The sequence below is a fragment of the Geothrix limicola genome (assembly GCF_030268085.1).
Taxonomy (GTDB): Bacteria; Acidobacteriota; Holophagae; order Holophagales; family Holophagaceae; genus Geothrix; species Geothrix limicola.
Genome location: NZ_BSDE01000007.1, coordinates 102,040 through 128,209 on the forward strand (window position 1 = coordinate 102,040; position 26,170 = coordinate 128,209).

Sequence of the window (26,170 nt, forward strand, 5' to 3'; positions counted from 1 at the left end):
CACCGGAGCGCTGACCGCGTGCGCCTGATCTCTCTCGAACTCCATGGTTTCAAATCCTTCGCCGACGCCCAGAAGCTGAGCTTCCCGGGCGGCATGACGGCGGTGGTCGGGCCGAACGGCTGCGGGAAATCGAACATTTCCGACAGCCTGGCCTGGGTGCTGGGAGAGCAGCGCGCGTCCATGCTCCGCGGCTCGGAAATGGCCGACGTGATCTTCGCGGGCACGGCCCAGCGCCGGGCGACGGGCATGGCCGAGGTCAAGCTGGTGCTCGAGATGCCGGATCCGGCCCTGCCGGGAGCGACGCGCGAGGTGGTGATCTCGCGCCGCCTCTACCGCGACACGGGCAGCGAGTACCGCATCAACGGACGCGAGGCCCGCCTCAAGGATGTGCAGGATCTCCTGCTCGACACGGGCATGGGCACGCGGGCCTACAGCTTCATCCAGCAGGGGCAGATCGACCTCATCCTCAGCAGCAAGCCCAAGGATCGCCGCCTGCTGCTCGAAGAGGCCGCGGGCATCACGCGCTACAAGCTGCGCCGCGCCGACGCCGAGAAGCGACTGGAAGAGACCAAGGCCAACCTCCAGCGCCTCGACGACATCCTCTTCGAACTGAACAAGCAGATGGATTCGCTGCGCCGCCAGGCTTCCCGCGCGCGCAAGGCCAAGGAACTCGACACCGAGATCAAGGCCACCCAGCGCATCCTGCTCGCGGGCAAGGCCGTGGAACTGGAGGCCGCCAAGCTGCGCATCCTCGATCAGCTGGATGCCATCGAGCGCAGGGTGGCGGAACTCACGGCCCAGGTTTCGGAAAAGGCCTCCGAAGTCGAGGCGCTGCGCCTTTCGGTAGACGAGCAGCAGCAGGCGCAGGCCAAGCGCCACAGCGCGATCCTGGGCCTGGATCAGCGCCTGCAGCTGGCGGAGCAGGAGCGCGGTTTCCAGGAGGAACGGCGGGACGAGGCGACGGGACAACTGCATCGCCTGCAGGAGCGCATCCAGACCCTGGCCGACCGGCTGTCGGAATCGGGCGATACCTTCACGGCGCTGGAGGCGGTGCTGAAGGAGGCCTCCGAACGCCTGAGTGTGTGGGAAGCGGACCTGGCCAAATCCGAAGAGATGGTGGCCCTGGCCCAGGGGGCGCTGCGACACGAGGAATCGGCACTGCACGCCCTGCGGGAGCGCAAGGCCGAAAGCCAGAAGGAGGCCCAGGCTCGCCAGAAGCAGCGGCTGGGTTTCCAGAGCCAGATCGCGCAGCTCGAAGGTCGACTCGATGCCCTGAACCACGAGGAATCCGTCCGGTCGCCGCGTCTGGAGAGTCTGCAGGCCGAAGCCACCCAGGTGGATCGCTCCCTGGAGGGGCTGCTCTCCCAGTTGGAGCAGGCCGAAGAGGCCGCCTTCGACCAGCGCCGCCGGGCGGAGACCCTGGAAGAGACCCAGCGGGTGCTGGCCCAGGATCATCACCGCGCCGAAGCCGAATTGGATGCCGCCGAGCGCCGCCTGCGGCAGCTTTCGGACCTGCTGTCCCAGAGCTTCGGCGACGAAGAATTGAAGAAGGGCCTCGGCTGGCTGCGGGAGCAGGGCATTCGTCCCAACGCGCTCGTGGAACTGCTGACGGTGGACGAGGCCTCACGCCCGGATCTGGAACGTCTGCTGGGCGCCTGGCTGCAGTCCCTGTCGGTGGATGTCGCCGGAGCCCGCCTGGCCGCGGGCGCGCCGGGGCATCTGCTGCTGGCCCTCGAGGCCGAAACCCCGGCGCCAGCCGCGCCCGAAGGCTGCGAACCGCTGCGGGACCACGTCCGCTGGAGCGGCTCTGAAAGACCGCTCGGGGCCCTGGTGGACCGGGCTTTCCGCTGTTCGGACGAGGCCCTGCCGGATCTCGCCCTCGCCCATCCCGAGTTCGCCTTCGTATCTCCCGGCTTCATCCGCCTTCCCTTCGGTCCCCTGCAGCTCGGCGTGTCCGCGCCCGCGGCCTCGCCGATCAAGCTGAGGGCCGAGCAGGAGGAGGCCAGCGCCACCCGGGAGGCGCTCCTCGACCGCCTGGAGGATCTGGAGGCCCAGCGGGGCCGGGGCGGGGATGAGGCCCGCGCCGCCCGCGAACGCTCCCTGGAGATCGATGAGGATCTGCGTGCCCTGCGCCGGAGGAGCGACACCCTCAAGGCCCAGAAGACCTCGCTCCAGGCCCAGTTGTCCGAGATCCGCGCCGCCAGCGAGCGGGCGGACGCCCTCTGGGAACAGATCGAAACCGAGATCAAGCGCCTACAGGGCCTTCTCCGCGAACTCGACGAGCATCCGGAGGAAGCGGGCGACGCCGCGCTGGAGGAGGCCATCCAGCAATCGGAAACCCTCGTGCGCGAGGCGCGCCAGCGCCTGGACGAGCGGCGCGACCAGCGCTCGGAGACGGCCCGGGGCCGCGACGCCGCCTGGGCCGAGCGGGATGGGCACGAACGCCACCTGCAGCTCGCCCAGCGGGGCCGTTTCGATCTGGAGGCCGAGCGCCAGCGGATGGAGGCCGAGGTCGGCGAACAGGTGGAGCGCATCCAGGCTTGTGCCCAGCGCCTGGCCGAACTGGAAGCCGAATCCCAGCGCCTCCTGCAGGATCGGGAAGGCGTCCAGGAGCAGGCCCGAGAGGCTCAGCCGAGGCTGGAACTGGATCAGGAGAACCTGCGGGTCCAGGAACGGTCGGCCCGCGAATTCCAGGAGGCCCTGGAAAACGCGCGGTCCCAGCATCAGGAAGTGCTGATCCACGGGGCCCAGGTCCAGGGCAGCCAGGAGGCTCTGGCCAAGGAAGTGGAACTGGCGCTGGGGCTGGAGGTGCCGGCCTTCCTCGCGGGCCTCAGCGAGGCGGAACGCGAAGCCTGGGAAGAAGGCGAGCTGGTCCACCAGACGCGCCTGAACGAACTGCAGGGCCGGCGCATGGACCTGGGCGGCGTGAACCCCCTGGCCATCCAGGAACTGGAAGAGGCCGAAACGCGCATGGCCTTCATGGACGAGCAGCGGGCCGACGTCACCGCCGCCATCGGCAACCTGGAATCCACCATCCAGGAGATCAACTCCACCAGCGAGGAACGGTTCCGCGAGGCCTTCGACTTCGTGAACAACCGCTTCCAGGAAGTCTTCCGCGAGGCCTTCGGGGGCGGCAGTGCCCACCTCAGCCTCGAGGATCCGAAGAACCTGCTGGAATGCGGCATCGAGATCACGGCCCAGCCGCCCGGAAAAACCGCCAAGGCCCTCACCCTGCTGAGCGGCGGGGAGAAGGCGTTGACGGCCATTTCGCTGCTCTTCGCCATCTTCCACTTCAAGCCCAGCCCCTTCTGTGTGCTGGACGAGGTGGACGCGCCCCTGGACGAGGCCAACGTGGGGCGTTTCGCGGCCATGGTCCAGAAGATGAAGACGGACACCCAGTTCATCGTCATCACCCACCAGAAACCCACCATGGTGGCCGCCGATACCCTCTACGGCGTGACCATGGAAGAGGCCGGCTGCTCCCGGCTGGTGAGCGTCCAGTTGCGGGAGGCGGAAGCCCTCGTCTGATGGCGTGAAATGGAGGTTGACAGGTTCGTTTTCGCCCCTACCTACCGGGGTCCAAGGCGTTCTTGGCTGTCAATGCGAAAGAAAGCGGAAATTGTGGAAAACCCAGGATTTGGGTGGGTCGGCAGATTCTGCTAGCGTCATCAATCTAAGAGTTGAAATAATTGATCTTGTATTGATGCAGATTTGCCCTGCTCGCGTTAGGAACCCTGTATCCGGACAGGATTTAGCACCTCGAAATAGGGGCAATCCACAGCCTTTTCCACAGGGAAAAATGCCCTATTTGTAACTGTCTGGAAATATTTGAGTGACGAAGCCGTGACGGGAGCTCAGCCTTCGGTCTCGCCCACGAGGAATCCCGGACGGAGCCATTCGCGGATGGTCTCGTCGGTCACGCCCAGACTGGTCAGGTGTTCGGTGGCCATCTTCAGGCTCTGGTCTTCGTCGCGGCAGATGAGCAAGCGCTGCTTCCAGGCTTCCGTGGCCCGACTGCGCAGCTCGGGCTCACCGTTGTTCATGCGCTTCTCGAGCACAAAGCCCAGGTTGTTCGCCGCCTTGCGGTGCTGGGGTTCCAGCGACAGGGCCTTCTCGTAGGCTTCGGTGGCTTCCTTCCAGAGGTTGAGCACCTCGAGGGCCACGCCCTTGGCGTTCCAGACATCCGCGTCCTGCGGGGCCAGGGCCATGGCCTGGTCCACCATGCTCATCTGATCCTCGCGGCGGTTGGCGAAGCGGTAGACCTCGGAAAGGCCGAGGTAGGCACTGTATTCGCCCGGATCCAGCTCCAGGGCCTGGAGGAAGGCCTGCTCCGCGGCAGGTCCCTGGCGGGTTTCCACGAGCACGTAGCCCAGTTGTACCTGCAGGTCCGCGGCGTCGGGTTCGCGCATCAGGGCCTCGCGGTAGCAGCGCAGGGCGTCCTCCCAGCGGCATTCCTCCCGCGCCATGTCGCCCAGGGCGGCCCAGGGATTCGAGGCATCTGGATCGGTTTCGGCGGCGAGGCTGAAGTAGGACACGGCGCCGTCGCGGTCGCCCATGTCGCGCTTCAGTTCGCCCAGGAGCGCCTGGGCCTCGGCCAGCACTGGAGCGGGAGGGGCCAGCAGCATGAGGGTGTGGAGCTGCCCCTGGGCCAATTCCAGATGGCCCTGCTCGCTGAAGATCTCGGCGAGGATGAAGAAGCTGGCGGGTTCGGAGGCGTGCAGGCTGCGGGCCCGGTGGATGCAGCGGAAGCCTTCGGCCAGTTCGCCGCGCTTCAGCAGTAATTCTCCGAGGGCGTGCCAGCCCCAGTAGTAGGAGTCTTCGGCGGAAAGCGCGGCCACGAGCTGGGCCTCGGCCCCCGCGAAGTCGCCCAGCTGTTCCATCGAGATGGCGAGCAGGCGCAGCGTGCGGGGATCCTTCGGATTGAGGCTGAGGGCCTTCAGCAGCCAGGCCTTGGCGTCCGAGGGCTGGTTCAGGTGCAGCTGCAGGAGACCTGCCAGTTCAAGGGCCTTCGGGTCCTGGCCGTTGAGGGCCAGGGCCTGCTGAAGCGCCAACTCGGCGCCGTCCAGATCGGCCATGAGCAGGCGCAGGTAGGCGAGGTTGCGCAGGTGCCCGCCATCGGCAGGATGCTCGTCCCGCAGCGATTCCAGCTGGCCGAGCAGTTCCAGGGCCTCTTCTTCGCCGGTATGGTCGCCGTAGCAGAGCAGACGCTCGAACCAGACCTCCGCATGGGCCCGGTCCTCGGCCAGCAGCTGTTCGAGGAGTTCCTGGGCCTCTTCATGGCGGGCGCGTCCGTTGAAGGCGCGAGCCAGCGCAAGCCGGTCTTCAAAGGAAGGGCCGGTTGCCGCCTTGAGGGTCGTCAGTCCGGGGTCTAGCAGCTTGAGCCAAGGGCGTACCATGGGATGCCTCGTGAGTGCATCCAGGGTATCACCCCCGAGTGCCGGTCAGGGCGTTCCCAAGACCGTCGCAGAGCAGGCGCGCCATCGCTTCGCGCGTTTCCACGGTGGCCGATCCGAGATGGGGCAGCAGCACGGCGCGCGGCGCCTGCAGCCAGCGGGGGTTGATCCGCGGTTCGCCGTCGTAGACATCGAGTCCGACGCCGCCGAGGCGGCCGGATTCGAGCAGGTCGATGGCCGCGTTCTCATCGAGGATGCCGCCGCGCGCCGTGTTGATGATCACCGCGCCTTCCGGCAGCTTTTCGAGTGCCGCGCGGTCCAGCAGGCCGCGGGTCTGATCCGTCAGCGGGCAATGGAGGGACAGCACGGCGCTGAGGGGCAGCAGCTCGGCGAGGGACATTCGTTGAGCGCGCCCGGCGCCGAAATCCACCTCGCCATCGCGACCGTCGCGATCCCAGAAGAGGGGCCGCATGCCCAGGGCCCAGGCGCGTCGCGCGAAGGCCTGGCCGATGGGGCCGCTGCCGAGGATGCCGCAGGCCTTGCCCGCGAGGCCGGGGCCCAGCAGTTGATCCGGCGCCCAGCCCTTCCAGGCGCCGGAGCGCACGAGGGCCTCGCCTTCGGCCACACGGCGCGTCAGGGCCAGCAGCAGGGCCAGGGCGATATCGGCAGTGGCGTCCGTCAGCACACCCGGCGTGTTCACCACGGCGATGCCGCGAGACTCGCAGGCCTTCAATGGCAGGTGGTTCACGCCCACGGAATAGGTGCCGATGGCCCTCAGCTTCGGAGCGGCGTCGAGATCCGCCTCCGTGATGGGTTCGGACAGCATCACCACCAGGGCCTCGGCCTCGGGCAGGGCGGCGTTCCACTCGGGCGAGCGGAACGCCGCGAGCCGCAGGTTGGGGAAACGCGCGCCGAGTTCGGCCAGGGCGGGGCCGACGAGGGGTGAGGTGGAGAGGATGCGGATGCTCATCGTTGCAGGGCCTTCAGGGCCTGGCGGATGGCGTCCGCCAGCGGGGGTTTGGAGGTGCGGAGTTCGGCGACCACGGGCAGCACCACATCCTCCTTGAAGCCGAGGTTGGTGAGGGCCGAGCGCAGGCTTTCCTCCCAGGGATCGCCAGTGGGCACGCCGGACAGGCCATCGAGCCCCGACAATCCGCCCAGTTTCTCCGAGAGTTCGAAGCAGATCTTTTCGGCGGTCTTCTTGCCCACGCCGGGAATGCGGGTGAGGGTCCGCACGTCGCGCCCGCGAATGGCCCGCACCAGGTCTTCAAGCGAAAGCGCGCCCAGGGCCGCGAGGGCCATCTTCGGGCCGACGCCGTCCACCTTGATGAGCAGGCGGTACAGCTCCCGCTCCTGGGTGGAGGAGAAGCCGAGCAGGGAGATCTCGTTCTCCCGCACCAGCAGTTCGGTGTGCAGCACGACCTGGGAGCCGGCCTCGGGCAGCAGTCCGTAGGTGGACAGGCTGATGGCGGCGGCGTAGCCCACGCCCCCGCATTCCACGAGGGCCAGGTTGGGCAGCTTCTGGATGAGTTCTCCGCGCAGGCGTCCGATCATCCTTCGAGGATAGCGGAAGGCCGTCCTCGGACGCGCTCAGAGCCAGTAGCGGAGGAGGGAATCCTGCAGGCGGCCCACCACATCCCGGTTGCGGCGCATGCGCTCCTCCCGGCCCGGCAACGCCTCGAAGGCCGGCACGGGATCGTGGAGGGTGCGGCCCACCTCGGGTCCGAGCAGGTGTTTCCACCGCGCCAGCCACGCGACCGGAAGGGCCTCGGGAATCGGCAGGTCCATCAGCGTGAGGTAGAGGATGGCCCAGACGCGCGCCACCACCTGGGCATCGTAGCCGCCACCCAGCGTGAACAGGGCCCGGCCCTGCGTGTGTGTCTTGGCCAGGTCGAGGATGCGGCGGTAGAGGGTTTCGAAGGCCTGGGTCGTGAGCGCGAGGTCGCCCAGGGGATCGGCGAAGTGCGCGTCGGCGCCGGCCTGCACCACCAGCACATGGGGGGAGAATTCCTCCAGGACTCGCGGCACCACGGATTCGAAGGCCTCCAGGTAGCTGTCGGACTCCGTGAAGGGCTCCAGGGGCACATTCACGCTGAGGCCCCGCGCCGGGCCCGATCCCAGTTCCTGGATGTGGCCGGTGCCTGGGTAGAGGTAGTGGCCCGTTTCGTGGAGGCTGATGGTGAGCACGCGGTCGTTGTCGTAGAACAGGTTCTGCACGCCGTCGCCGTGGTGGAGGTCGATGTCGAGGTAGGCCACACGCCAGCCGTGATCCACAAACGCGCGGATGGCCACGGCCAGGTCGTTGTAGAGGCAGAAGCCTGCGGCCCGGTCTTTCTGGGCGTGATGCAGGCCGCCCCCGAGCTGGAGGACGCGCGTGTCGGCGCCGTCCATAAGCATCCGCGCTCCGTGGAGGGTGCCGCCCACCAGCCAGCGGGCCGCGAGGTCCATTCCCGGGAAGATGGGATTGTCCGGCGTGCCGAGGCCGAAGCGCTCGGCCTCGGGCCGCGCCTCGCCGCGATCCAAGGCCTCCACCATCGCCACGTAGGCCTCGTCGTGGATGCTGAGGATGTCCTCTCGCGTGGCGGCGGGCGCGGCAAGGGGCGTGGCCGGGTGACCCAGGCCCTGGAGCAGGTCCAGCAGCATGGCCAGCCGGGCCGGCGTGAAGGGATGCTCCGGGCCGAAGTCGTACCCGGCGTATTCCGCGCGGTGGATCAGGACGGTCATTGAACGGGTCGAAGCTTCGGAAGGGGCCAGAGCACGTTGAATTCGGCGGCGCGGAGATCGTCCGCCAGGCTGCGGATCTGGTTCGAATCCACCCGCAGCACCGTGCGCACCGCCTCATCCGGCGTGGGGTAGGTGAGGATGGAATGGATGTTGACGTGTCGCGTGGCGAGGAGGGCCGTGAGGCGGGCCAGCTCGCCGGGCCGGTCCACGAGGGCCACCTCCAGACGCGAGGAGGGCTTGGTCACACCCGTCAGGCTCATGAGGGCGTCGAGCAGATCCATGCCCGTGAGGATGCCCACCAGTTCGCCGCCATCCAGCACGGGCAGGCACCCGATCTTGTGCTCGCGCATGATGCGCGCTGCGTCCTCCACGGGATCCAGGGGATCGGCCGTCAGGGGCGGGCTGCTCATGGCCAGCGACACGGGATCGTCCCCGCTGCGCGGCTCGGGGCAGAGGCTGCTGGTGGCGAAGCGGATATCCCGATCGGTGAGCACGCCCACGAGGCGCCCCTGGTCCATCACGGGCAGGTGGCGGAATCCGCGGGCCTGGAGGATCTGATTGGCCTCGCCGAGGGTGGCTCCGACAGGGACCACCGTCACCGGCCTGCGCATCATTTCCTTCACGAGCATGGCCACCTCCTTCGAATCAGGGCTTCCGGAAATCCGGAGCGTGTCCAAATAATGGGTTGGGGTTGCACTGGGGCGCCAGCCGAGGGAGGCAAGAAAGGCGACGAAGGCCTTGGCGGTTCCAAGGACGAGGAGCCTGACGCAGCATCCCGACGGCTGCCGCCCCAGCCCGAAGGGTTGATGGCAAAGGGCTCCCATGCTGCGTCAGCGGGCTTGAACGGTGAACCCGCACCGCCCTGCGCCCCCCTCCTTGCCTGGAAACCCTTTGCCATCAATGCAGCCCCTATCGATTACTTGGACACGCTCCTAGCCTGGCAGAAGGTCAGGCGCAAGCTGGGCTGCAGGGGGAGCGGACCGGTGGCGGCCGCTTCGCCCTGGATGAGGACCTGGGCTTCCAGCGCGCACAGCCAGGGCAGTTCTTCCACGAGCTGGGTCAGGCGGCCCAGCGTTTCGCCCAGGCCGCTGGTGGGGCGGAGGCGCAGCCGCTCGAGGACGTCGGCGATGTCGAGATCCGTGAGCGGCGTGATGCGCAGGATGGAGCCCGCGCCCTGGCGGTGGAAGCGCCAGATGGGCCCGAAGTCGGGATCCGCCGACAGGTTGAGCGATACCTGCGGCGCCTTCGATTTGGCCGGAGCCGCGGCTTCGGCGATGGGAACGCCGAAGAAGGCCATCAGCTCGCGGAGCTCGGGTTCGGGCAGGGCCGCGGGCGCCGATCCTGTGAGCCCTTCTACGAACTGCTCGACCCGGCGCCGGGCCTCGCCCGCGCTCAGATCCGCGTATCCCGAGATCCGCCCTGCAGGCTGCATGCGGAACCGGGCGTATTCCACGACCTTGGAAAGGGCCAGGGCCGCCGATTCGGGAAAGCGGTACGAGGGGAAGGTGCGGTAGCGGCCGCCGCTTTCGCCCAGGGCCGTCGAACCCACGGGCACGGCGCCGCTCATGCCCATGAGGGAGAGCAGGGTCGGCTTGGCGATGCCCGTCGTTTGTTCGGCCCGCACGGCGGCGCGCCGGATGGCCCGCGCCACCACCGTGGGATCGCAGGTGCCCAGGCAGGCGAAGGAGGCGATGAGGGCATCCACCTGGGGATGCTCCAGGGCCTCCTGGCAGGCCCGTTCGTAGTGCTCGGGCATGGCCATGGCGTGCAGGTCCACCACGCCGGGGCCGGCGATCTCCATGCCGTGGGTTTCGCAGGCGTCCGCGCAGATGGTGGCGACTCCGCCGGAATTGCTGACGATGGCCACGCGGTTGCCCCGAGGCAGGGGCTGGTGGGAGAGCAGCAGCGCGATGTCGAAGAGGTCTTCCAGTGTGTCGGCGCGGATGACGCCCGCCTGGTGGAAGAGGGCCTCCACTTCGGCGTCATCGCGGGGGCTTGCGGCGATGTGGGCCAGGGCCACGCGCCGCCCCGCGTGGCTGCGGGCGCTCTTGACGCAGAGGATGGGCTTGCGGTGCGAGATGCGGCGGGCCAGGCGGGCGAAACGCCGGGGGTTGCCGAAGGTCTCCAGGTAGAGCAGGGCCAGGTCGGTATCCGGATCCTCGTCCCAGTATTGCAGCAGGTCGTTGCCCGAGACATCGGCCCGGTTTCCGGCGGAGACGAAGGTGGAAAAGCCCAGTCCGCGCTCGGCCGCGTACTGCAGGATGACGACGCCGAGGGCTGCGGAATGGCTGAAGAAGCCCACCCTCCCGCGCGGCGGCATCGTCGCGGCCAGGCTGGCGTTGAGCTGCACCGCGGCGTGGGTGTTGATGAGCCCCAGGCAGTTGGGGCCCACCAGCCGCGCCCCGTGGCTGCGGGCCAGCCGCAGCAGGCGGGCCTGGCGCCGGGCCCCCTCGGGCCCCGTCTCCGCGAAACCGGCGGCGAGGGCCAGCAGGCCGCGGGCACCCCGTTCCAGGGCGCGCTTCGCGAGGGCGGAGGCCTTCGTGGCCGGCACCGCGAGGATGACCAGATCCGGCGTTTCCGGCAGGGCCGCCAGCGAGGCGTAGGCCTGCACGCCTTCGATGGTGTCGGCCTTGGGGTTGATGGGATAGACCGAACCCTGGAAGTGGTTTTCGAGGATGTGGCGGAAGATGATGTTGCCCACGGAACCCGGATCGCGCGAGGCGCCCGCCACGGCCACCACGCGGGGTCGCAGGAGCGGCACGAGGGAATTGGCTGTGGCCACGCGCTCTCGCAAGTCCGTGCGTTCGCGCAGGGCCTCGGGCGCGCTGAGCGGGAACTGCACGTGGATGATGCCGCCCTCCATGGCCCGCCGGGTTTCGAAGCCCGTGTCACGGAACACGTTCGCCATCTTCTCGTTGCGGGTCAGCAGCTCGGCTTCGAAGCCCAGGTATCCGGCGCCCGCGGCCATGCCCGCCAGGCGCTCGAGGACCAGGGTGCCGATGCCACGGCCCTGGTGCGCATCGCCGATCATGAAGGCCACTTCCGCCACGGCGCCCCCGCCGCCCACGTAGTTGCCCAGCCCGAGGATCTTCTGCTCCTCGCCCTCGCCTTCGACGGCCAGGAGGCAGGCGCGCAGGCGCAAGTTCGGATCGCAGAGTTCCTCCACGAATTTGCGAGAGACGCCGGCCACGCCGCCCATGAAGCGCATGGCCATGCTTTCGGCGGACAGGCTGCGGATGAAGGCCGCCACCCGTTCCACGTCGTCAGGCACCGCCACTCGGAGCAGGATGCCCTGGCCGTCCTTCAGGAGGACGAATTCCCGGTAGGTTGCCCCGTCTGGGATGATGCTGAACACCCTGGGCCTCGTGAGTGTGGTGAGATCCGACCACCCTACCATGCTCGCCTAGCCGCCTGATTCCATGTGGGATCCATAATCTTCCCGCGCGTCCTTTTCCCTTATGGACGCTGGGGTCGGGGCGTTATAGATTGGCCACATCACTACAATCAATCAGGGGGCGATATGCAGCCGCGCGAGGCTTTCCTCCAGGCCAGGGCTCTTCTCGTCGAACATCGGGAAGCGTACGGGAAGGCCCGCGAGGCCTTCCGCTGGCCGGCGCTGGACACCTTCAACTGGGCCCTCGATTGGTTCGATGTGCAGGCCGCGGGCAATGACCGGCCGGCCCTCTGGCTGGTGGAGGAGAACGGCACCGAGACCAAGGTCAGCTTCCAGGAGCTGTCCCGCCGCAGCAACCGGGTGGCCAACGCCCTGCGGGACCTGGGCGTGAAGCGCGGCGACGGCGTGCTGATCATGCTGGACAACGTGCTGCCCCTCTGGGAGGTGATGCTCGCCTGCATCAAGCTGGGCGCCGTGCTGGTGCCCTCGACCCTGCTGCTTTCGGAAGCCGATCTGAAGGACCGCATCGAGCGGGGCGGCATCCGTCACCTGGTGGTGGACGCCAGCCAGACCGGGAAGTTCGCGGCCATGGATGCCTCGCTGACGCGCATCATTGTGGGTGCCGGGGTGGGCACCGGGGTGGGCGCCGCGCCGGGCTGGCACGGCTTCGAAAGCCTCTACGGGGGGGCCGACGACTACGGGCCCGATGCGCCCACGCGCGCCACGGATCCCATGCTGCTCTACTTCACCTCGGGCACCACGGCCAAGCCCAAGCTCGTGCTGCACACGCACCAGTCCTATCCAGTGGGGCATCTGTCCACGATGTACTGGGTGGGCCTTCGTGAAGGCGACATTCACTACAACATCAGCTCGCCGGGCTGGGCCAAGCACGCCTGGAGCAGCTTCTTCGCGCCCTGGAACGCCGGCGCCTGCATCTTCGTCTACCGCGCCGCGCGGTTCAACGCCGCGACCACCCTGCAGGTGATCGTCGACAAGGGCGTGACCACCCTGTGCGCGCCGCCCACCGTGTGGCGCCTGTTCATCCAGGAGGATCTGGCCGCCTACCAGGTGAAATTGCGTGAGCTGGTGGGCGCGGGCGAGCCCCTCAATCCCGAGGTCATCAGCCAGGTCCAGAAGGCGTGGGGTCTCACGATCCGCGACGGCTACGGGCAGACGGAGACGACGGCCCAGGTGGGCAACCCGCCCGGGCAGCCCGTGAAGGCCGGCTCCATGGGCCGCCCCTTGCCGGGCTACGAGGTGGTGCTGCTGGACGCGGAAGGCCACGAGGCCGAAGAGGGCGAGATCGCGCTGAAGCTCAAGCCCCGGCCCCTGGGCCTCATGGCGGGCTACCGGGATGATCCTTCGAAGATGGCCAAGGCTGAGGCGGAAGGCTTCTACCGCACGGGCGACGTCGCCACCCGGGACGCGGATGGGTATCTCTTCTTCGTGGGCCGCGCCGACGACGTGTTCAAAAGCTCGGACTACCGCATCAGCCCCTTCGAACTGGAATCCTTCCTCATCGAGCACGAGGCCGTGGCCGAGGCTGCGGTGGTGCCGAGCCCCGATCCCCTGAAGCTGGCGGTGCCCAAGGCCTACGTCATCCTCCGCGCGGGCGTCGAACCCAGCCGCGAAACGGCCCTGGCCCTGTTCCGCTTCATCCGCGAGCGGCTGTCGCCCTACAAGCGCATCCGCATCCTCGAGTTCGGCGACCTGCCGAAGACCATCTCTGGCAAGATCCGGCGGGTGGAGCTGCGCAAGCGCGCCGCCGAGCAGACTCACGGTCCCGCCGAGTTTCGCGAGGACCAGTTCCCCGAATTGAGATAATCCGACATCCCGCCCCGCCTATGCATCAGGAGGCCCCATGAAGTACCTCGACGACGATCGCGACATCCGTTTCAACCTCCTCGAATGGCTGGATCTCGACGCGGTGCTCAAGGGCGAGGCCTACCGGGACATGGACCGGGAGCAGCTGGGCATGGTGCTGGACGAGGCGCTCAAGGTGGCGAGAGGCAGCGTGGCTGCCTGCAACGAAGCGGGGGACCGCACGGGCGCCCGCTTCGAGAACGGGAAGGTACAGCTGCCGGAGGGCTTCGCCGAGGCCTTCCGGGATCTGGCTTCGGGGGGCTGGATCAGCGCCACCATGAACCCCGAGTTTGGCGGCATGGGGTTGCCGGAATCCGTGGGCACGGGCATCAGCGAATTCCTCATGGGGGCCAACACCTCGCTGGGACTCACGGTGCTGCTCACACGCGGATCCGCCCACCTCATCGAAAGTTTCGGCAGCGAGGCGCTCAAGGCCACCTACTGCGAGCGGATGTACACCGGCGAATGGGCCGGCACCATGTGTCTCACCGAAGCCGGGGCCGGCAGCGATCTCGGCGCGCTCACGACGAAGGCGGTGCGGCAGGCGGATGGCACCTACCTCATCAGCGGCGAAAAGATCTTCATCACCAGCGGCGAGCACTCCCTCACGCCCAACATCGTGCACGCCGTGCTGGCGCGCACGCCCGACGCCCCGGCGGGCCCCAAGGGCCTCAGCCTCTTCGTGGTGCCCAAGTTCCGTGTGAACGCGGATGGCAGCCTCGGCGCGGCCAACGATGTGACCTGCGCGGGCATCGAGCACAAGCTGGGCATCCACGGATCGCCCACTTGCAGCCTCGTCTTCGGTCTCAACGGCGCCTGCCAGGGGTTCCTCCTGGGCCAGGAAGGGCAGGGCCTCGCCCACATGTTCCAGATGATGAACGCCGCACGGTACGAAGTGGGCGTGCAGGGTCTGGGTAACGCCTCGGCCGCCCACCAGGCCGCCCTCGCCTATGCGAAGGAGCGCCTGCAGGGGCGCGGCCCGGGCGCCGCGAAAGGCGGGGCCCAGTCGCTCATCATCGAGCATCCGGACGTGCGCCGCATGCTCCTCATGCAGTCCGCCTATGTGCAGGGCATGCGGGCCCTCGTCTCCTACACGGCCTGGTGCATGGACATGGCCGCGGTATCGGAAGGCGAGGAGAAGGACCGCTGGCAGGGGCTGGTGGAGCTGTTTACGCCCATCAGCAAGGCCTGGTGTTCGGATTGGGGTTTCCGCGTGACGGAATGGGCGCTGCAGACCTACGGCGGTTACGGCTACACCATGGACTACCCGGCCGAGCAGTACCTGCGGGACTGCAAGATCGCCTCGATCTACGAAGGCACCAACGGCATCCAGGCGCTGGATCTCGTGGGACGCAAGTTCAAGATGCAGGATGGGCGCCCCGTGAGCCACCTCCTCAGGCTGGCGGGCGACACGGCGAAACAGCTGGCGGACGACCCGGTGCTGGGCGCCTCGGCCCGGCAGCTGGCTGAGGCGGTGAAGGCCCTGGGCGCAGTGCTGGCCCACATCCCCACCCGCGAGAATGCGGGCCTGCTCACGATCCTGAATGCCGTTCCCCTGCTGGACATGCTGGGCCACGTGGTGGCGGGCTTCCTCCTGCTGCAGCAGGCGGCGCTGGCCGGCCGCAAGGGCGCCGAGCTCCTGAGCGCGCGGGGGGTGGATCCCAAGGATCGCGCCGCCGTGCGGACGCTTTGCGCCGGCAGTCCGGATGCGGCCTTCTACCTGAACAAGGTGCAGGTGGCGATCCACTTCGCCCACCGGGGCCTTCCGCTGGTGGCCGCCCACGCCGCCGCCATCCTCAGCGGGGAGACGGCACCCATGGAGGCCATGCTGTAGATCGGGGCCCGGCCGAAGCCGGGCCCCGATGCATGCAAGCCTTACTGGATGATCCACACCTGCTTTGAGGTGCCGGTGGCCGTGGCCTGGCGGATCTTGGCCAAGCTGGTGTTGCCATTGGGATCCACCATCAGGCTGCTGTAGGCGCACTCGATGAGGTAGCCGTTCCCGGAGGGGGTGAGGAGCCACTGCTCGTTGGGTGTGCCCGTGCCGTAGGGATACTGAATCAACAGGGTGCCGCTGGTCGTGCTGCTGCCGGGGTCATTGAGGCAGAGGCCGCTGGTGACGTTGACGATCTTGTAGTACCCGTTGCCGAGGTACGTGAACTGCCATTTCTGGTTGTTGCCTCCGTTGGCGGCGTACAGGATGACGTTGGTGCCCGAGGTGGTGGCGCTGCCGGGATCATCCCAGACCAGGCCGCTCGCGCTGTTGGTGACGGTGTAGGTGCCGTTGGGCAGGGGGCCTCCGCTGCCGTTGCAGCTGTTCGTGAGCAGGCAGCTGCCCACTTCGGACACGATGCTGTTGCCCGAAATGGCGCAGGTGGCTTCTCCGGGGCAGGTGTTGTAGGTGTGGGGATTGCCGGGGGTGGCCACGGTGGCGCCGGAGGATACGGAGTAGCGGCAGCGGGCATAGGGTCGGCTTCCGCAGGGGGTGCCCAGGTAGAACTCCGTGAAGGTGGATGTGGTGGCCTGGAAGGCGGTGGCGTTCACCGTGCCCAGGGCGCCCAGGTAGGTATCCGTGCCCGTGCTCATGTCCCGCACGGTGCAGCCCCACCAGCCGCCGCCCTCCGGGGCCAGGTGGAAGCGGTACTGGCGACCCACGGTCCAATCGTAGTGGCGGAGCAAGTGGTAGCCCACGCCTTCGCCTCCGAAGGGCTCGCCGCAGGTGCCGGCGGAGGGGCGGGACCCGGTGGTGTTCCATATGGCGAAGACCACGCCCTTGCCGCTGCTGCCGACGCAGGGGTTCACGTCGGTCTGCAGTCCGCAGTAGCCGCCGGTGCCCGCCGTGTCATTGAGCCAGAACTGGTTGGCCTGGTAGATGCCGGCTCCCACGCCCGGGCTCGCCTCGATGGTGAAGAACATGTCGATGGTGGCGGGTTGGCTGGGGAAGGTGAAATTGCCCGCGGGGGTCCCGCCCTGGGCCAAGAGGACCAGCCCGCTGAGGGCCAACAAGCCGCAGCCAAAGGCGCGGCGGAGGGTGGATAGGATGCGCATGAAGGCTCCTGGAATGGGGTGAAGGGAGAACACGAGGATGGGTGGGTGCAGAGGGCACACCCTCCCGCGGGGCCTGGCCCGGAGGCTCCCTGAATGGACAGGTGCTGAGGGAGCCCAAGGCAGGCCCGGGCCTCAATCGGCGCGCTCGATCGAGGGTTCGAGTATTTATTTTGTGCAAACAAAAATATTCAAAAAATCGGGACCGATTCGCAGAAGGTAGATTCGATGATCGGCCTGGTCAAGCGCATATGTGAAGTTTTTAAAATTAATTTGTGTTCTCGTTAAAATTATTGATCTTGGGTCAATCGGGCTGCTGCCACGGGAGGCCATTACGCGCGTCCTTGGTCGGTTCGCCGGGAGGACTCGAGGGGCAGCTGTGCCTCCTGCGTCCGCAAGCGGCACCCGAGCCTTGAGTCAGCATTTCAGCTTGAGCATTGATGCTTTTACGAGCAATGTTTGATTGGTTTTTCCAATTCACTCAAGAAAGGACCTGTCATGAACGCTGCGCATCAGGACTCAGCCCCCCTCTCTCCTCGGTGGCGTCAAGCACTGGTCCTGGTGATGGTGTTCGGCTTCAGCCTGCTGATCTGGGTGACGGCCAAGACCTACGCGGGAGCTCCGCCCATCCCGGCGCGAGTGCTGGGCGAGGCGGGCCAGACCCTCTTCACGGGAGAGGACATCAAGGACGGCCAGGAGGTCTTCCTGAAGTACGGCCTCATGGAGCACGGAACCCTGTGGGGGCATGGTGCCTATCTGGGCCCCGACTACACGGCCGAATACCTGCATCGCCTGGCGGAGATCGGCCGTGAATCGCTGGCCCAGGCGCGGTACGGCAAGGGCTTCAAGGATCTCAGCGAGGGGCAGGGCCTCGAGATCGGGGCGCTGGTGGCCCCCCAGATCAAGCAGAACCGCTACGATCCGGGCACGGACACGCTCCGCTTCAGCAGCCTGGAGGCGGAGGCTTTCCGCATCCAATCGGAAGAATGGAAGACCTACTTTTCGGGAAGCGAACCTGCGGTGGGGCTGCCCGCGAAGTTCATCCGCGATGAGCGCGAGCTGAGGCAGCTGACGGCCTATTTCGCGTGGGCCACCTGGGCCACGGTGGCGCCGCGCCCGGGCAAGGACTACTCCTACACCAACAACTGGCCCTACGAGCCGCTCGTGGGCAATGCCCCCACGGCCTCCACCTACCTGTGGAGCGCCATGAGCCTCATCGCGCTTCTCGGTGGTCTTGGATTGATCCTCTTCATCTTCGGGAAGTTCGACTATCTGGGATGGGGCGGCGAGGCCGGGTGGAAGCACGCGGAGGAGGGCAGGCTCCACGCCTGGGCCCTCACGCCCAGTCAGAAGGCCGTGGGCCTCTACTTCGCGGTGGTGGTCCTGCTCTTCCTGGGCCAGGCGGCCTTGGGCGGCGCCCTGGCCCATTACCGCGTGGAACCCGGTGGCTTCTACGGCTTCGACCTCACCCGGTTCCTGCCCTACAACCTCGCCCGCACCTGGCATCTGCAGCTCGCGATCTTTTGGATCGCCACGGCCTGGGTGGGAGGCGGGCTCTTCCTGGCGCCGCTCGTGGGCGGTTCCGAGCCCAAGGGGCAGAAGGCGGGCGTGCTCCTCCTTCTGGGCGCCTTGGCCATCGTGGTATTCGGTAGCCTCTTCGGGGAGTTCCTGGGGATCAACAACAAGCTGGGCAGCCTGTGGTTCTGGCTGGGACACCAGGGGAGCGAATACCTGGATCTGGGCCGGTTCTGGCAGCTCCTCCTGGCGGTCGGGCTCATCTTCTGGCTCTTCCTCATGTTCCGCGCCCTGCGTCCCGCCATGAAGGGCACGGAGCAGGGAGAGCTGCCCTCCCTCTTCTTCTACGCGGCCATCGCCATCCCCCTGTTCTACGTGCCCGCGCTGTTCTACGGGCCCCGCACGAATTTCGCCGTCATCGACAACTGGCGTTTCTGGATCATCCACCTGTGGGTGGAAGGCTTCTTCGAACTCTTCGCGACGGTGCTGGTGGCGGTGATGTTCTATCAGCTGGGGCTGGTCACGGCCAAGTCGGCCACGCGACTCGTCTACCTCGACGCCATCCTCTACCTGGCCGGGGGAATCATGGGCATCGGCCACCACTGGTACTTCACGGGGCAGGGCACCCTGAACATGGGGCTGGCGGCCAGCTTCTCGGCCCTGGAGGTGGTGCCGCTCACACTCTTGACGCTGGATGCCTGGGATTTCATCCGGCTGCAGGACAAGAATTGCGAGGATTGCGGCCGGCCCCTGGCGGCCAAGCAGCGCTGGGCCATCAAGTTCCTCATCGCCGTGGGCGTGTGGAATTTCGTCGGGGCGGGCGTCTTCGGATTCCTGATCAACCTGCCCATCGTGTCCTACTTCGAGATCGGCACCACCCTCACCGCCAACCACGGCCATGCGGCCATGTTCGGTGTCTTCGGGATGTTGGCCCTGGCGGTGCTGGTGTTCTGCCTGCGGGAGCTGAAAGGCGACCGGGCCTGGGACGGGGCCGAGACGTTCATCCGCATCGGCTTCTGGGGCCTCAACATCGGGCTTGGCCTGATGATGCTCCTCGACCTGTTCCCCGGCGGCGTGATCCAGCTCTGGGATGTGCTCGCCCACGGCTACTGGCATGCCCGGCGCCTCACTTTCATCATGGGCGGCACCTTCCACACTCTGGAGTGGATCCGGATCGCCGCGGACATGATCTTCCTTCTCGCCGGGGCGCTCCCCATCGCCTACGGCACCCTGAAGCTGCTCTTCACCCAGGAGCCGAACGGCCAGGCCTGACGGTTCAGCAAAGGCTCGCACCATCTTGAATCGAACCCGGGTACACCAAACAACGAGGGAACACCAAGCACCAAGGAGACCGACATGCCCATCACGAACCTTCAGGAAGCCCTGCCCATGCCCGAATCGCAGCGGGCGATGCTTCCGCTGATTGATGTGGAGCACGGGACCAAGCTCGTGCTGGTGGCCCTGCCCAAGGATGTCCAGATCCCCGCGCACAAGGCCCCCTATCCGGCCAGCGTGCAGCTGCTCACGGGACGGATCGAAGTGCTCAAGGGGGAAATCTGGATCCCCATGCTTCCCGGAGAACGGGTGGTCTTCGACAAGGACCAGCCCCATGCCCTGAAGGCCTTCGAATCCTCCTACCTCATCGTGACTCACATGCGGGGCTAGGGGGCGATGACTGACCCGCATCCCGTGCCTTCATCCCTTCCCACCGTCCTCATCGTCGGGGCCGGGTTCGGGGGCCTGAAGGCGGCCACCGCGCTCAAGCATGCTCCAGTCCGGGTGGTCGTGGTGGACCGCCAGAACCATCACCTGTTCCAGCCCCTGCTCTACCAGGTAGCCTCGGCTACGCTCTCCCCGGCGGACATCGCCGCGCCCATCCGCCACATCCTCCGCACCCAAAAAAACGCCGAGGTGGTGCTGGGTGAGGTTAGGGCCGTGGATCTGGCTGCGCGGCGGGTGGACCTGGCGGACGGAACGGGGCTTTCGTACGACTTCCTGATCCTGGCGGCGGGATCGCGCAGCTCCTACTTCGGCCGGAAAGATTGGGAGGGCCTGGCCCCGGGCCTCAAGACCCTGGACGACGCCCTGGAGATCCGACGGCGCTTCCTGCTCACCTTCGAGCGGGCGGAGCAGGAGGAGGATCCGGACCTCCGCCGGGAATGGCTGACCTTCGTCATCGTCGGCGGCGGGCCGACCGGCGTGGAACTCGCGGGCACCCTGAAGGAGATGGCCCGGCTTTCCCTGCCACGGGAATTCCGGCGCATCCGCACGGACCGGGCCCGGGTCATCCTCGTCGAGGCCGGCAGCAGCATCCTGGCGAATTTCGGAACCGGACTTTCCGAGAAGGCCGTAGTGGAACTGGAACGCATCGGCGTCGAAGTCCGCCTGGGACAAGCCATCACGGGGATCGAAGCACGCGCCGTCCAGCTCGGCGGAGAGCGCATCCCCACGCGAACGGTCATCTGGGCCGCCGGCGTGGCGGCCGTGCCCTTGGCTGCGAGTCTGGGCCTGGAGGTGGATCGCATCGGGCGGCTGCTCGTCGAGCCCGACCTCAGTCTTCCGGGCCATCCCGACGTGTTCGCCATCGGGGACCTGGCCGCCTTCCTCCACGGCTCAGGAGGTGCCCTCCCAGGTGTCGCGCCGGTGGCAATCCAGCAGGGCGACTGTGCGGCGAACAACATCGTGGCGACCTTGGGACATCGATCCCGACAGGCTTTCCGTTACCGGGACAAGGGCAGCATGGCGACCCTCGGACGAGGGAAGGCCGTGGCCCACATCGGCCACCTGAGCTTCACGGGCTATCCGGCTTGGCTGGCCTGGCTGTTCATCCACCTGATGCTGCTCGTCGATTTCCGAAGCCGGGTCTTCGTCTTCTTCGAATGGCTCTGGGCCTACCTGACGACCCAGCCTCGGGCCCGGCTCATTCTCAGGAACGGTCCTCGACCCGGTGCAGGTGAGCCCTCCGGCAAGGATGCGTAAATCTCAGAATACGCCTTGCCCAGGCTGGATCCCGCGAACGGTTGGGTGTGCGCGACGGGCATGCTTTCAGGATCCGTAGCGCGAAGGAAGAAAGTTCAGCTCCCGGGCGGCTTCCTCCAGCATCGCCGTCACCTGATCTGGGGGAAGCCGGTCTGCGGCCGGGTAGATGGAGGCCTCCTCGAGGGCATTGTGAGCCGTCAGGCGGAGCTTCAAGGCTTCGATGGCCGCCTGGATCGAGGCGATCTCAGGGGATGGATCACGCAGCGCCTTCACGGCGCCTGCCAGAACGGTCATGAAGGCATCATGGTCTTCATGGAGCGTCTGAAGCGGCCTTCGGAGATCCGGATGGGTCTGCTCCAGAACGGGAAAGATCACCTTGTGTTCGGCACGAATGTGGACCGCCAGTCGCATCCAGATCCGATCCAGGGCCGTGCAGGCCGCGTCCCACCGGCCGGAATCGAGCGAGGTCTGGGCGATGGTGAACAGGTGATCGATCTCTTTGTGGTCGCCCGAGAGCATCGCGGTGAGGGAGGGGGCTTCAAACGAGTGTCTTCGGTGAGGCGTGAGCATGGTTCGGACCTCCGACAGCGTGTGTGACCTGGGCTCGTTCCTTCACGCGGTTGAGGGTTTCGTTCAACCGCCTGCCAAGCGACCGAGGGCCAGGAGGCCGCGAGGCGGCCCCGGCGGGCTGGCCGGCAGATCCGGAAGGTCCATGGAAGCGCCAGGGGTTAGCCCCTGTTCGAGCACGGACAGGAACAGTTCGGACAGCTCGGCGGCCGCCCCTTCCACGTGGCGGGAGGCCTCGGCCAGGGCGGCCCGCGACATCCGCCCGGCATCCTGCAGACGGTAGAGCAGGTACCAGCTCGTGAAGCCTTGGATCTTTTTCCGGACCCAGGCGAGAAGATCCTGGCGTCCCGGCAGACGCGCGGAGGGAATGCCCGTTTCGGCCCCCAGGAGGCGGGCGAAGAGCCTCCAACGATCGGCCCAGTCGGATTCCGGCTTCTGGGCGTAATCCTCCAGGGCGTGGGCCACACTCACGAACTGGTGCGACTTCAGCAGGGACACCCGGTTCTTGACGATGGGATCCCGGGCCACCAGGTATCCGGCCACGTCGCCTTCCAGGTTGGGCCGGAGATCGTAGGTGTGCTTCGAGAACAGGAGCGGCACGGCCCGGGCCAGGGGATCTTCCAGGCGCTGAAGCACCAGGAGGCCCGCCGCGCCTCCCAGGTCGCCCAGCCACGTGCCGAGTTCGAGGCCCGTGCCACCCTGGCCCAGCAGGGGCAGGCGCGAGGCGCCCAGGCGGGTCCGGGCTTCCAGGCCGACGAGGATATGGCCGGCATCCATCCAGCGGTCCTGATGCCACACCACGGCGGAGTCCTTCAGGGCGCGCACGAGGGAAGCCCCGAGCAGCGGCGTCGGATCGGGAGGCGCCAGGCTTTGCAGGTAGAGGTTGAAACCCCAGTTGCGCAACCGGCTCTGCCGGCGTTCGAAGTCGAGGCTGTGGGAGGTTCCGTAGTACAGGCCGCGAAGCGTCCGGATGCGCTGGTAGGGGCCTTGCCCACGCTGCTGAAGGCGAAGGGCGGCCTCGTGCAGCAGCCGGATCAGGATTCCCAGCGTGGGGCCGGGCAGCGGGCCAGGGGGAGGGTCGGGGTTCAACATGCAATGCCCTCGCGCACGTCTGGAGTGAGGACCGAGGTGAAGGGAGGATCCAGTGGGGGATTGCGTCGACCTTGAATAAAAGATTGGGATCCCAAGTAATTGATTACGATAGCAGGTGAATGGTTGTCTCGACAGATCCTGAAGGTCAGCCCATGGGCGGCCGGAGCAACAGGGGCATTGAATGCGCCTTCTGGAGGAGGACTGGCCTCACAAGCTATCGGTAATCTCTGGGCCATTCCGGTGATGGCGATTGAGCACCGCTTGAGCACATGGCCCCGGTGCAAGGAAGATGTGCTGAATAAAAACAAAAATGCCCCCTGATTTCTCAAGGGGCTGGTTGGTGGACCTGATCAGGATCGAACTGACGACCTCTGCATTGCGAACGCAGCGCTCTCCCAGCTGAGCTACAGGCCCACGAAGCTCCAGTTTAGCGTGTCGGCGTTGGGCGTCAATGGTGGGGCCCGGCGGGCAGTAGTGGCTGGCGCCGCGGGAGGGCCTGGGCGGAATGGCGAAGGCCGCCTTGCGGCGGCCTTCGGTGTCCATGTGGCATAACCTTCTCGCCGGGGGCCGGCTCCGAACGCGCCACCGGCGCGTCCTCCGTCACCCGGCGGTCGGTTACATGAGGCTCTGCATGATCTTGTCGAGTTCGGCGGCGCTGGGCTTCAGCATGTCCTCGCCGAGGCTGGCCAGGGGCTCGTCCACCAGGTTCAGCACCTGGGGAAGAGGGGGCTGGATGGGGTTGATGTAGAGCAGGCCCGTGAGGAACTCACCCTTCTCCATGGATTCGTGGATGGCCTTCATGGCACCGAAGCGGTCCGTGGGGTCGTAGTGCTCGTGGATGGCCTTGATGGCCACCTTGGAACCGTCGGGGAAGGTCACGACTTCGGTCTCGCCGGCGGCGATATCGACGTCCTCGACCTCGGAGTACTGGATGAAGCCCAGGTCGTGGAGGGGGAAATCATGATCCTTCACGTGCTTGTAGGAGCGCGTGGAGGCGTCGTGGTTGTTGAAGGTGACGCAGGGGCTGATGATGTCGAGCACCACGGTGCCTTCGTAGGCGAAGGCGGCCTTGAGGATGGTGTTCATCTGCTTGGGGTTGCCCGAGAAGCAGCGCGCCACGAAGCCGCAGCCCAGTTCGATGGCCAGGGTGCAGGGGTCGATGGGAGGCAGCTCGTTCTTGGCGCCCGTCTTGAGGAAGGAACCCTTGTCGGCGGTGGCGGAGAACTGGCCCTTGGTGAGGCCGTAGACGCCGTTGTCCTCGATGATGTAGATCATCGGGATGTTGCGGCGCACGGCGTGGACGAACTGGCCCATGCCGATGGACATGGAATCGCCGTCGCCCGATACGCCGATGTTGATGAGCTGGCGGTTGGCCAGGGAGGCGCCGGTGGCGATGGAGGGCATGCGGCCGTGCACGCTGTTGAAGCCCCAGCCCTGGTTGATGAAGTAGGCGGGGGTCTTCGACGAGCAGCCGATGCCGGAGTACTTGGTGACGCGGTGGCCTTCGATGTTGGATTCGAAGGCGGCGTTGATGATCTGGGCGGTGATGGAATCGTGGCCGCAGCCGGCGCAGAGGGTGGACTTGGAGCCCACGTAGTCCTGCTTGGTGAAGCCGAGCTTGTTGGTGGGAGCTGAAGGGGTGGCGGTGGTCATGGTCGGCTCCTCTTACTTCTGCTCGAAGGCGTTGATCTGATCCACGATGCACTTGGCGTCGATGGCGTAGCCGTTGTAGTGGAGGACGCTCTTGAACTTGGTGGCGAGCGCCGGATAGGTCTCACGGAAGAGGTTGGCCATCTGGCCGTCGCGGTTCTGCTCGACGACGTAGACCACCTGCTTCTCCTGCACGAAGGCGTCGACCTCGGCGGTGAAGGGCAGGGCGCGCAGGCGCAGGTAGTCGGTCTTGAGGCCGGCCTCGGCCAGGACGTCCTGGGCCTCGATGACGGCGGGATCGCTGGATCCGAAGGCGAGGATGCCCTTGTCCGAACCCAGGTTGCGGAAGACGGGCGCGGGCACGTGGGTCTTGGCGGTTTCGTACTTCCGCTTCAGGCGATCCACGATGGCGACGTAATCCTCGGGCTTCTCGGAGTACTGGGCGTACTCGTTGTGGCCGGAACCGCGGGTGAAGTAGGCGCCCTTGCCGCCGGGCGTGCCGGGCAGGGAGCGGTAGCAGATGCCATCGCCATCCACGTCCTTGTAGCGGCCCCAGTCCTTGGCCTCGGCCAGCTGCTGCTGGTTGAGCACCTTGCCGCGGTCATAGGGCTTGGCGGGGTAGGCGAAGGGTTTCGACGACCAGTTCTGCATGCCCAGGTCGAGATCCGTGACGACGAAGATGGGCGTCTGGAAACGCTCGGCCAGATCGAAGGCGTCGTAGGAGAACTGGAAGCACTCCTCCATGTTCCCGGGGTAGAGGTTGATGTGCTGGGTGTCGCCATGGCTGCACTTGGCGCAGAGCTCCACGTCCGACTGCTGGGTGCGCGTGGGCAGGCCCGTGCTGGGGCCCGTGCGGGCGACGTTGAAGAAGACGCCAGGGGCTTCCACGTAATAGCCCAGGCCGATGAACTCGCTCATGAGCGAGACGCCGGGACCCGCGGTGGAAGTCATGGAGCGGGCGCCGGCCCAGCCGGCGGCCAGCACGACACCGGCCGAGGCCAGCTCGTCTTCCATCTGCACGATGGCGACGGTGGACTTGCCCGTCTTGGGATCCTTGCGGTACTCGTCGGCGTATTCGATGAAGGTTTCGACGAGGCTGGAGGCGGGGGTGATGGGGTACCAGCCCACCACGGTGACACCGGCGAAGAGGGCGCCGAGGGCACAGGCCTCGTTGCCGTCGACGATGATGAGGCCCTGGGTCTTGTTGTCGCGCACGACCTTGACGTGATCCTGGTCGGGCAGGTTCTCCATGGCCCAGTCGTAGCCCGCGACGCAGGCGTTCTGGTTGAGTTCGATGGCCTTGGTCTTGCCCTTCAGCTGCTTGGCGATGGCCTTCTTCACCTCTTCCATGTCGATGCCGAGCAGGCGGGAGGCCACGCCCACGTAGATCATGTTCTTCACGAGCTTGTGCAGCTTGGGCTCGGGGCAGGAGGCCGTCACGAGCTTCTGGAAGGGTACGGGGATGTAGGCCAGGTCGCTGCGGAGCTTGTCGAGCTGGAGCGGCTCGTCGTAGATCACGAGCGCGCCGACATCGGCCTTGGCGATGTCTTCCTTGGCCGTCTCGGGGTTCATGAGGATCAGCATCTCGTTGCTGGCCTTGCGGGCCACGTAGCCCTTGGCGCTCGCGCGGATGGTGAACCAGGTGGGCAGGCCCGCGATGTTCGAGGGAAAGAGGTTCTTGCCGCTGACGAAGACGCCCATCTGGAAGATGGCGCGCAGCAGAACGGTGTTGGCCGTCTGGGAACCCGATCCGTTGACCGTGGCCACCTGGATGGAAAAATCATTGATCCGGGTTTTCGCCCCTTGGGTGGGGGAGGGGGCGGCAAGACTGGCAGTCATGGGGACTCCTTTCTCATTTCGGACGCGGGCGTCGAAGAGGCCAGAAAGATGACGAACAGGGCGTAAATACTTGAGCCTCAAGGCCGTCTTTCAGTATGGCAGAGGCGAC

Annotated in this window: 17 protein-coding genes and 1 tRNA gene; 6 read left to right on the forward strand and 12 right to left on the reverse strand. The window is 66.8% G+C overall.

Features of this window, described 5'->3' with window-relative positions; translation table 11 throughout:
- Nucleotides 1-18 precede the first annotated feature (18 nt).
- Nucleotides 19-3,528 carry a chromosome segregation protein SMC gene (gene smc / locus QSJ34_RS15890; protein ID WP_285577086.1) on the forward strand — a complete coding sequence of 1,170 codons (3,510 nt, stop codon included), beginning with the start codon at nucleotides 19-21 and terminating at the stop codon, nucleotides 3,526-3,528.
- Nucleotides 3,529-3,854: 326 nt separating this feature from the next.
- On the opposite strand, the gene QSJ34_RS15895 is transcribed toward smc, so the two are convergent.
- The 6 genes from QSJ34_RS15895 to QSJ34_RS15920 all read right to left on the reverse strand — a co-directional run bounded on the left by QSJ34_RS15895 (nucleotide 3,855) and on the right by QSJ34_RS15920 (nucleotide 11,472).
- Complete coding sequence (locus QSJ34_RS15895; protein ID WP_285577087.1) at nucleotides 3,855-5,396, reverse strand: tetratricopeptide repeat protein; 1,542 nt, start codon at nucleotides 5,394-5,396, stop codon at nucleotides 3,855-3,857.
- 28 nt (nucleotides 5,397-5,424) lie between these two features.
- A complete protein-coding gene (locus QSJ34_RS15900) occupies nucleotides 5,425-6,363 on the reverse strand; it encodes a 2-hydroxyacid dehydrogenase (RefSeq protein ID WP_285577089.1) in 939 nt (312 codons plus the stop codon).
- Nucleotides 6,360-6,947, reverse strand: coding sequence for a Holliday junction branch migration protein RuvA (gene ruvA, locus QSJ34_RS15905; protein WP_285577090.1), 588 nt, complete (start codon nucleotides 6,945-6,947; stop codon nucleotides 6,360-6,362). Before ruvA ends, QSJ34_RS15900 begins: the two co-directional genes overlap by 4 nt.
- 36 nt (nucleotides 6,948-6,983) lie before the next feature.
- Nucleotides 6,984-8,117: an acetoin utilization protein AcuC gene (locus QSJ34_RS15910; protein ID WP_285577091.1), complete on the reverse strand. Its 1,134-nt coding sequence runs from the start codon at nucleotides 8,115-8,117 to the stop codon at nucleotides 6,984-6,986.
- Nucleotides 8,114-8,746, reverse strand: coding sequence for a CBS and ACT domain-containing protein (locus tag QSJ34_RS15915; protein WP_285577093.1), 633 nt, complete (start codon nucleotides 8,744-8,746; stop codon nucleotides 8,114-8,116). Before QSJ34_RS15915 ends, QSJ34_RS15910 begins: the two co-directional genes overlap by 4 nt.
- Before the next feature lie 287 nt (nucleotides 8,747-9,033).
- A complete protein-coding gene (locus tag QSJ34_RS15920; RefSeq protein ID WP_285577095.1) occupies nucleotides 9,034-11,472 on the reverse strand; it encodes a GNAT family N-acetyltransferase in 2,439 nt (812 codons plus the stop codon).
- Between the two features lie 165 nt (nucleotides 11,473-11,637).
- On the opposite strand from QSJ34_RS15920, the gene QSJ34_RS15925 reads away from it, so the two are divergent.
- Together QSJ34_RS15925 and QSJ34_RS15930 are read left to right on the forward strand one after the other, a co-directional pair.
- Nucleotides 11,638-13,335 (forward strand): AMP-binding protein, encoded by a 1,698-nt coding sequence (locus QSJ34_RS15925; protein WP_285577098.1) that lies wholly within the window; start codon nucleotides 11,638-11,640, stop codon nucleotides 13,333-13,335.
- 37 nt (nucleotides 13,336-13,372) lie between these two features.
- Nucleotides 13,373-15,208 (forward strand): acyl-CoA dehydrogenase, encoded by a 1,836-nt coding sequence (locus tag QSJ34_RS15930; RefSeq protein WP_285577100.1) that lies wholly within the window; start codon nucleotides 13,373-13,375, stop codon nucleotides 15,206-15,208.
- 41 nt (nucleotides 15,209-15,249) lie between these two features.
- On the opposite strand, the gene QSJ34_RS15935 is transcribed toward QSJ34_RS15930, so the two are convergent.
- The gene (locus QSJ34_RS15935) at nucleotides 15,250-16,422 is read right to left on the reverse strand and encodes an RICIN domain-containing protein (protein ID WP_285577102.1); all 1,173 of its coding nucleotides are present in this window, start codon (nucleotides 16,420-16,422) and stop codon (nucleotides 15,250-15,252) included.
- A gap of 495 nt (nucleotides 16,423-16,917) precedes the next feature.
- Between QSJ34_RS15935 and QSJ34_RS15940 the strand changes: the two genes are divergently transcribed.
- The 3 genes from QSJ34_RS15940 to QSJ34_RS15950 all read left to right on the forward strand — a co-directional run bounded on the left by QSJ34_RS15940 (nucleotide 16,918) and on the right by QSJ34_RS15950 (nucleotide 20,913).
- Entirely contained in the window at nucleotides 16,918-19,206 is a 2,289-nt protein-coding gene (locus QSJ34_RS15940; protein ID WP_285577104.1) for a nitric-oxide reductase large subunit, read from the forward strand.
- An 84-nt stretch (nucleotides 19,207-19,290) separates the two neighbouring features.
- On the forward strand, nucleotides 19,291-19,599 hold the full coding sequence (locus QSJ34_RS15945; protein WP_285577106.1) for a cupin domain-containing protein: 309 nt from the start codon (nucleotides 19,291-19,293) through the stop codon (nucleotides 19,597-19,599).
- Between the two features lie 6 nt (nucleotides 19,600-19,605).
- Nucleotides 19,606-20,913, forward strand: coding sequence for an NAD(P)/FAD-dependent oxidoreductase (locus QSJ34_RS15950; protein ID WP_285577108.1), 1,308 nt, complete (start codon nucleotides 19,606-19,608; stop codon nucleotides 20,911-20,913).
- A gap of 66 nt (nucleotides 20,914-20,979) precedes the next feature.
- Here the strand turns inward: QSJ34_RS15950 and QSJ34_RS15955 are convergent, their stop codons facing one another.
- From QSJ34_RS15955 to QSJ34_RS15975, 5 genes are all read right to left on the reverse strand, one after another.
- Entirely contained in the window at nucleotides 20,980-21,483 is a 504-nt protein-coding gene (locus QSJ34_RS15955; RefSeq protein ID WP_285577110.1) for a hemerythrin domain-containing protein, read from the reverse strand.
- Nucleotides 21,484-21,546: 63 nt separating this feature from the next.
- Entirely contained in the window at nucleotides 21,547-22,572 is a 1,026-nt protein-coding gene (locus tag QSJ34_RS15960) for a hypothetical protein (protein WP_285577113.1), read from the reverse strand.
- Nucleotides 22,573-22,910: 338 nt separating this feature from the next.
- A tRNA-Ala gene (locus QSJ34_RS15965) sits at nucleotides 22,911-22,986 on the reverse strand.
- A gap of 201 nt (nucleotides 22,987-23,187) precedes the next feature.
- Complete coding sequence (locus tag QSJ34_RS15970; protein WP_285577114.1) at nucleotides 23,188-24,225, reverse strand: 2-oxoacid:ferredoxin oxidoreductase subunit beta; 1,038 nt, start codon at nucleotides 24,223-24,225, stop codon at nucleotides 23,188-23,190.
- A gap of 12 nt (nucleotides 24,226-24,237) precedes the next feature.
- Nucleotides 24,238-26,061 (reverse strand): 2-oxoacid:acceptor oxidoreductase subunit alpha, encoded by a 1,824-nt coding sequence (locus QSJ34_RS15975; RefSeq protein WP_285577115.1) that lies wholly within the window; start codon nucleotides 26,059-26,061, stop codon nucleotides 24,238-24,240.
- Between the last annotated feature and the right edge of the window lie 109 nt (nucleotides 26,062-26,170).

Bases quoted from the DNA above. Each gene is read 5' to 3' on its own strand.
- QSJ34_RS15895 (WP_285577087.1), bottom strand. From the start codon at position 5,396: ATGGTACGCCCTTGGCTCAAGCTGCTAGACCCCGGACTGACGACCCTC.
- QSJ34_RS15900 (WP_285577089.1), bottom strand. From the start codon at position 6,363: ATGAGCATCCGCATCCTCTCCACCTCACCCCTCGTCGGCCCCGCCCTG.
- ruvA (WP_285577090.1), bottom strand. From the start codon at position 6,947: ATGATCGGACGCCTGCGCGGAGAACTCATCCAGAAGCTGCCCAACCTG.
- QSJ34_RS15910 (WP_285577091.1), bottom strand. From the start codon at position 8,117: ATGACCGTCCTGATCCACCGCGCGGAATACGCCGGGTACGACTTCGGC.
- QSJ34_RS15915 (WP_285577093.1), bottom strand. From the start codon at position 8,746: ATGCTCGTGAAGGAAATGATGCGCAGGCCGGTGACGGTGGTCCCTGTC.
- QSJ34_RS15925 (WP_285577098.1), top strand. From the start codon at position 11,638: ATGCAGCCGCGCGAGGCTTTCCTCCAGGCCAGGGCTCTTCTCGTCGAA.
- QSJ34_RS15930 (WP_285577100.1), top strand. From the start codon at position 13,373: ATGAAGTACCTCGACGACGATCGCGACATCCGTTTCAACCTCCTCGAA.
- QSJ34_RS15935 (WP_285577102.1), bottom strand. From the start codon at position 16,422: ATGCGCATCCTATCCACCCTCCGCCGCGCCTTTGGCTGCGGCTTGTTG.
- QSJ34_RS15940 (WP_285577104.1), top strand. From the start codon at position 16,918: ATGAACGCTGCGCATCAGGACTCAGCCCCCCTCTCTCCTCGGTGGCGT.
- QSJ34_RS15945 (WP_285577106.1), top strand. From the start codon at position 19,291: ATGCCCATCACGAACCTTCAGGAAGCCCTGCCCATGCCCGAATCGCAG.
- QSJ34_RS15950 (WP_285577108.1), top strand. From the start codon at position 19,606: ATGACTGACCCGCATCCCGTGCCTTCATCCCTTCCCACCGTCCTCATC.
- QSJ34_RS15955 (WP_285577110.1), bottom strand. From the start codon at position 21,483: ATGCTCACGCCTCACCGAAGACACTCGTTTGAAGCCCCCTCCCTCACC.
- QSJ34_RS15960 (WP_285577113.1), bottom strand. From the start codon at position 22,572: ATGTTGAACCCCGACCCTCCCCCTGGCCCGCTGCCCGGCCCCACGCTG.
- QSJ34_RS15970 (WP_285577114.1), bottom strand. From the start codon at position 24,225: ATGACCACCGCCACCCCTTCAGCTCCCACCAACAAGCTCGGCTTCACC.
- QSJ34_RS15975 (WP_285577115.1), bottom strand. From the start codon at position 26,061: ATGACTGCCAGTCTTGCCGCCCCCTCCCCCACCCAAGGGGCGAAAACC.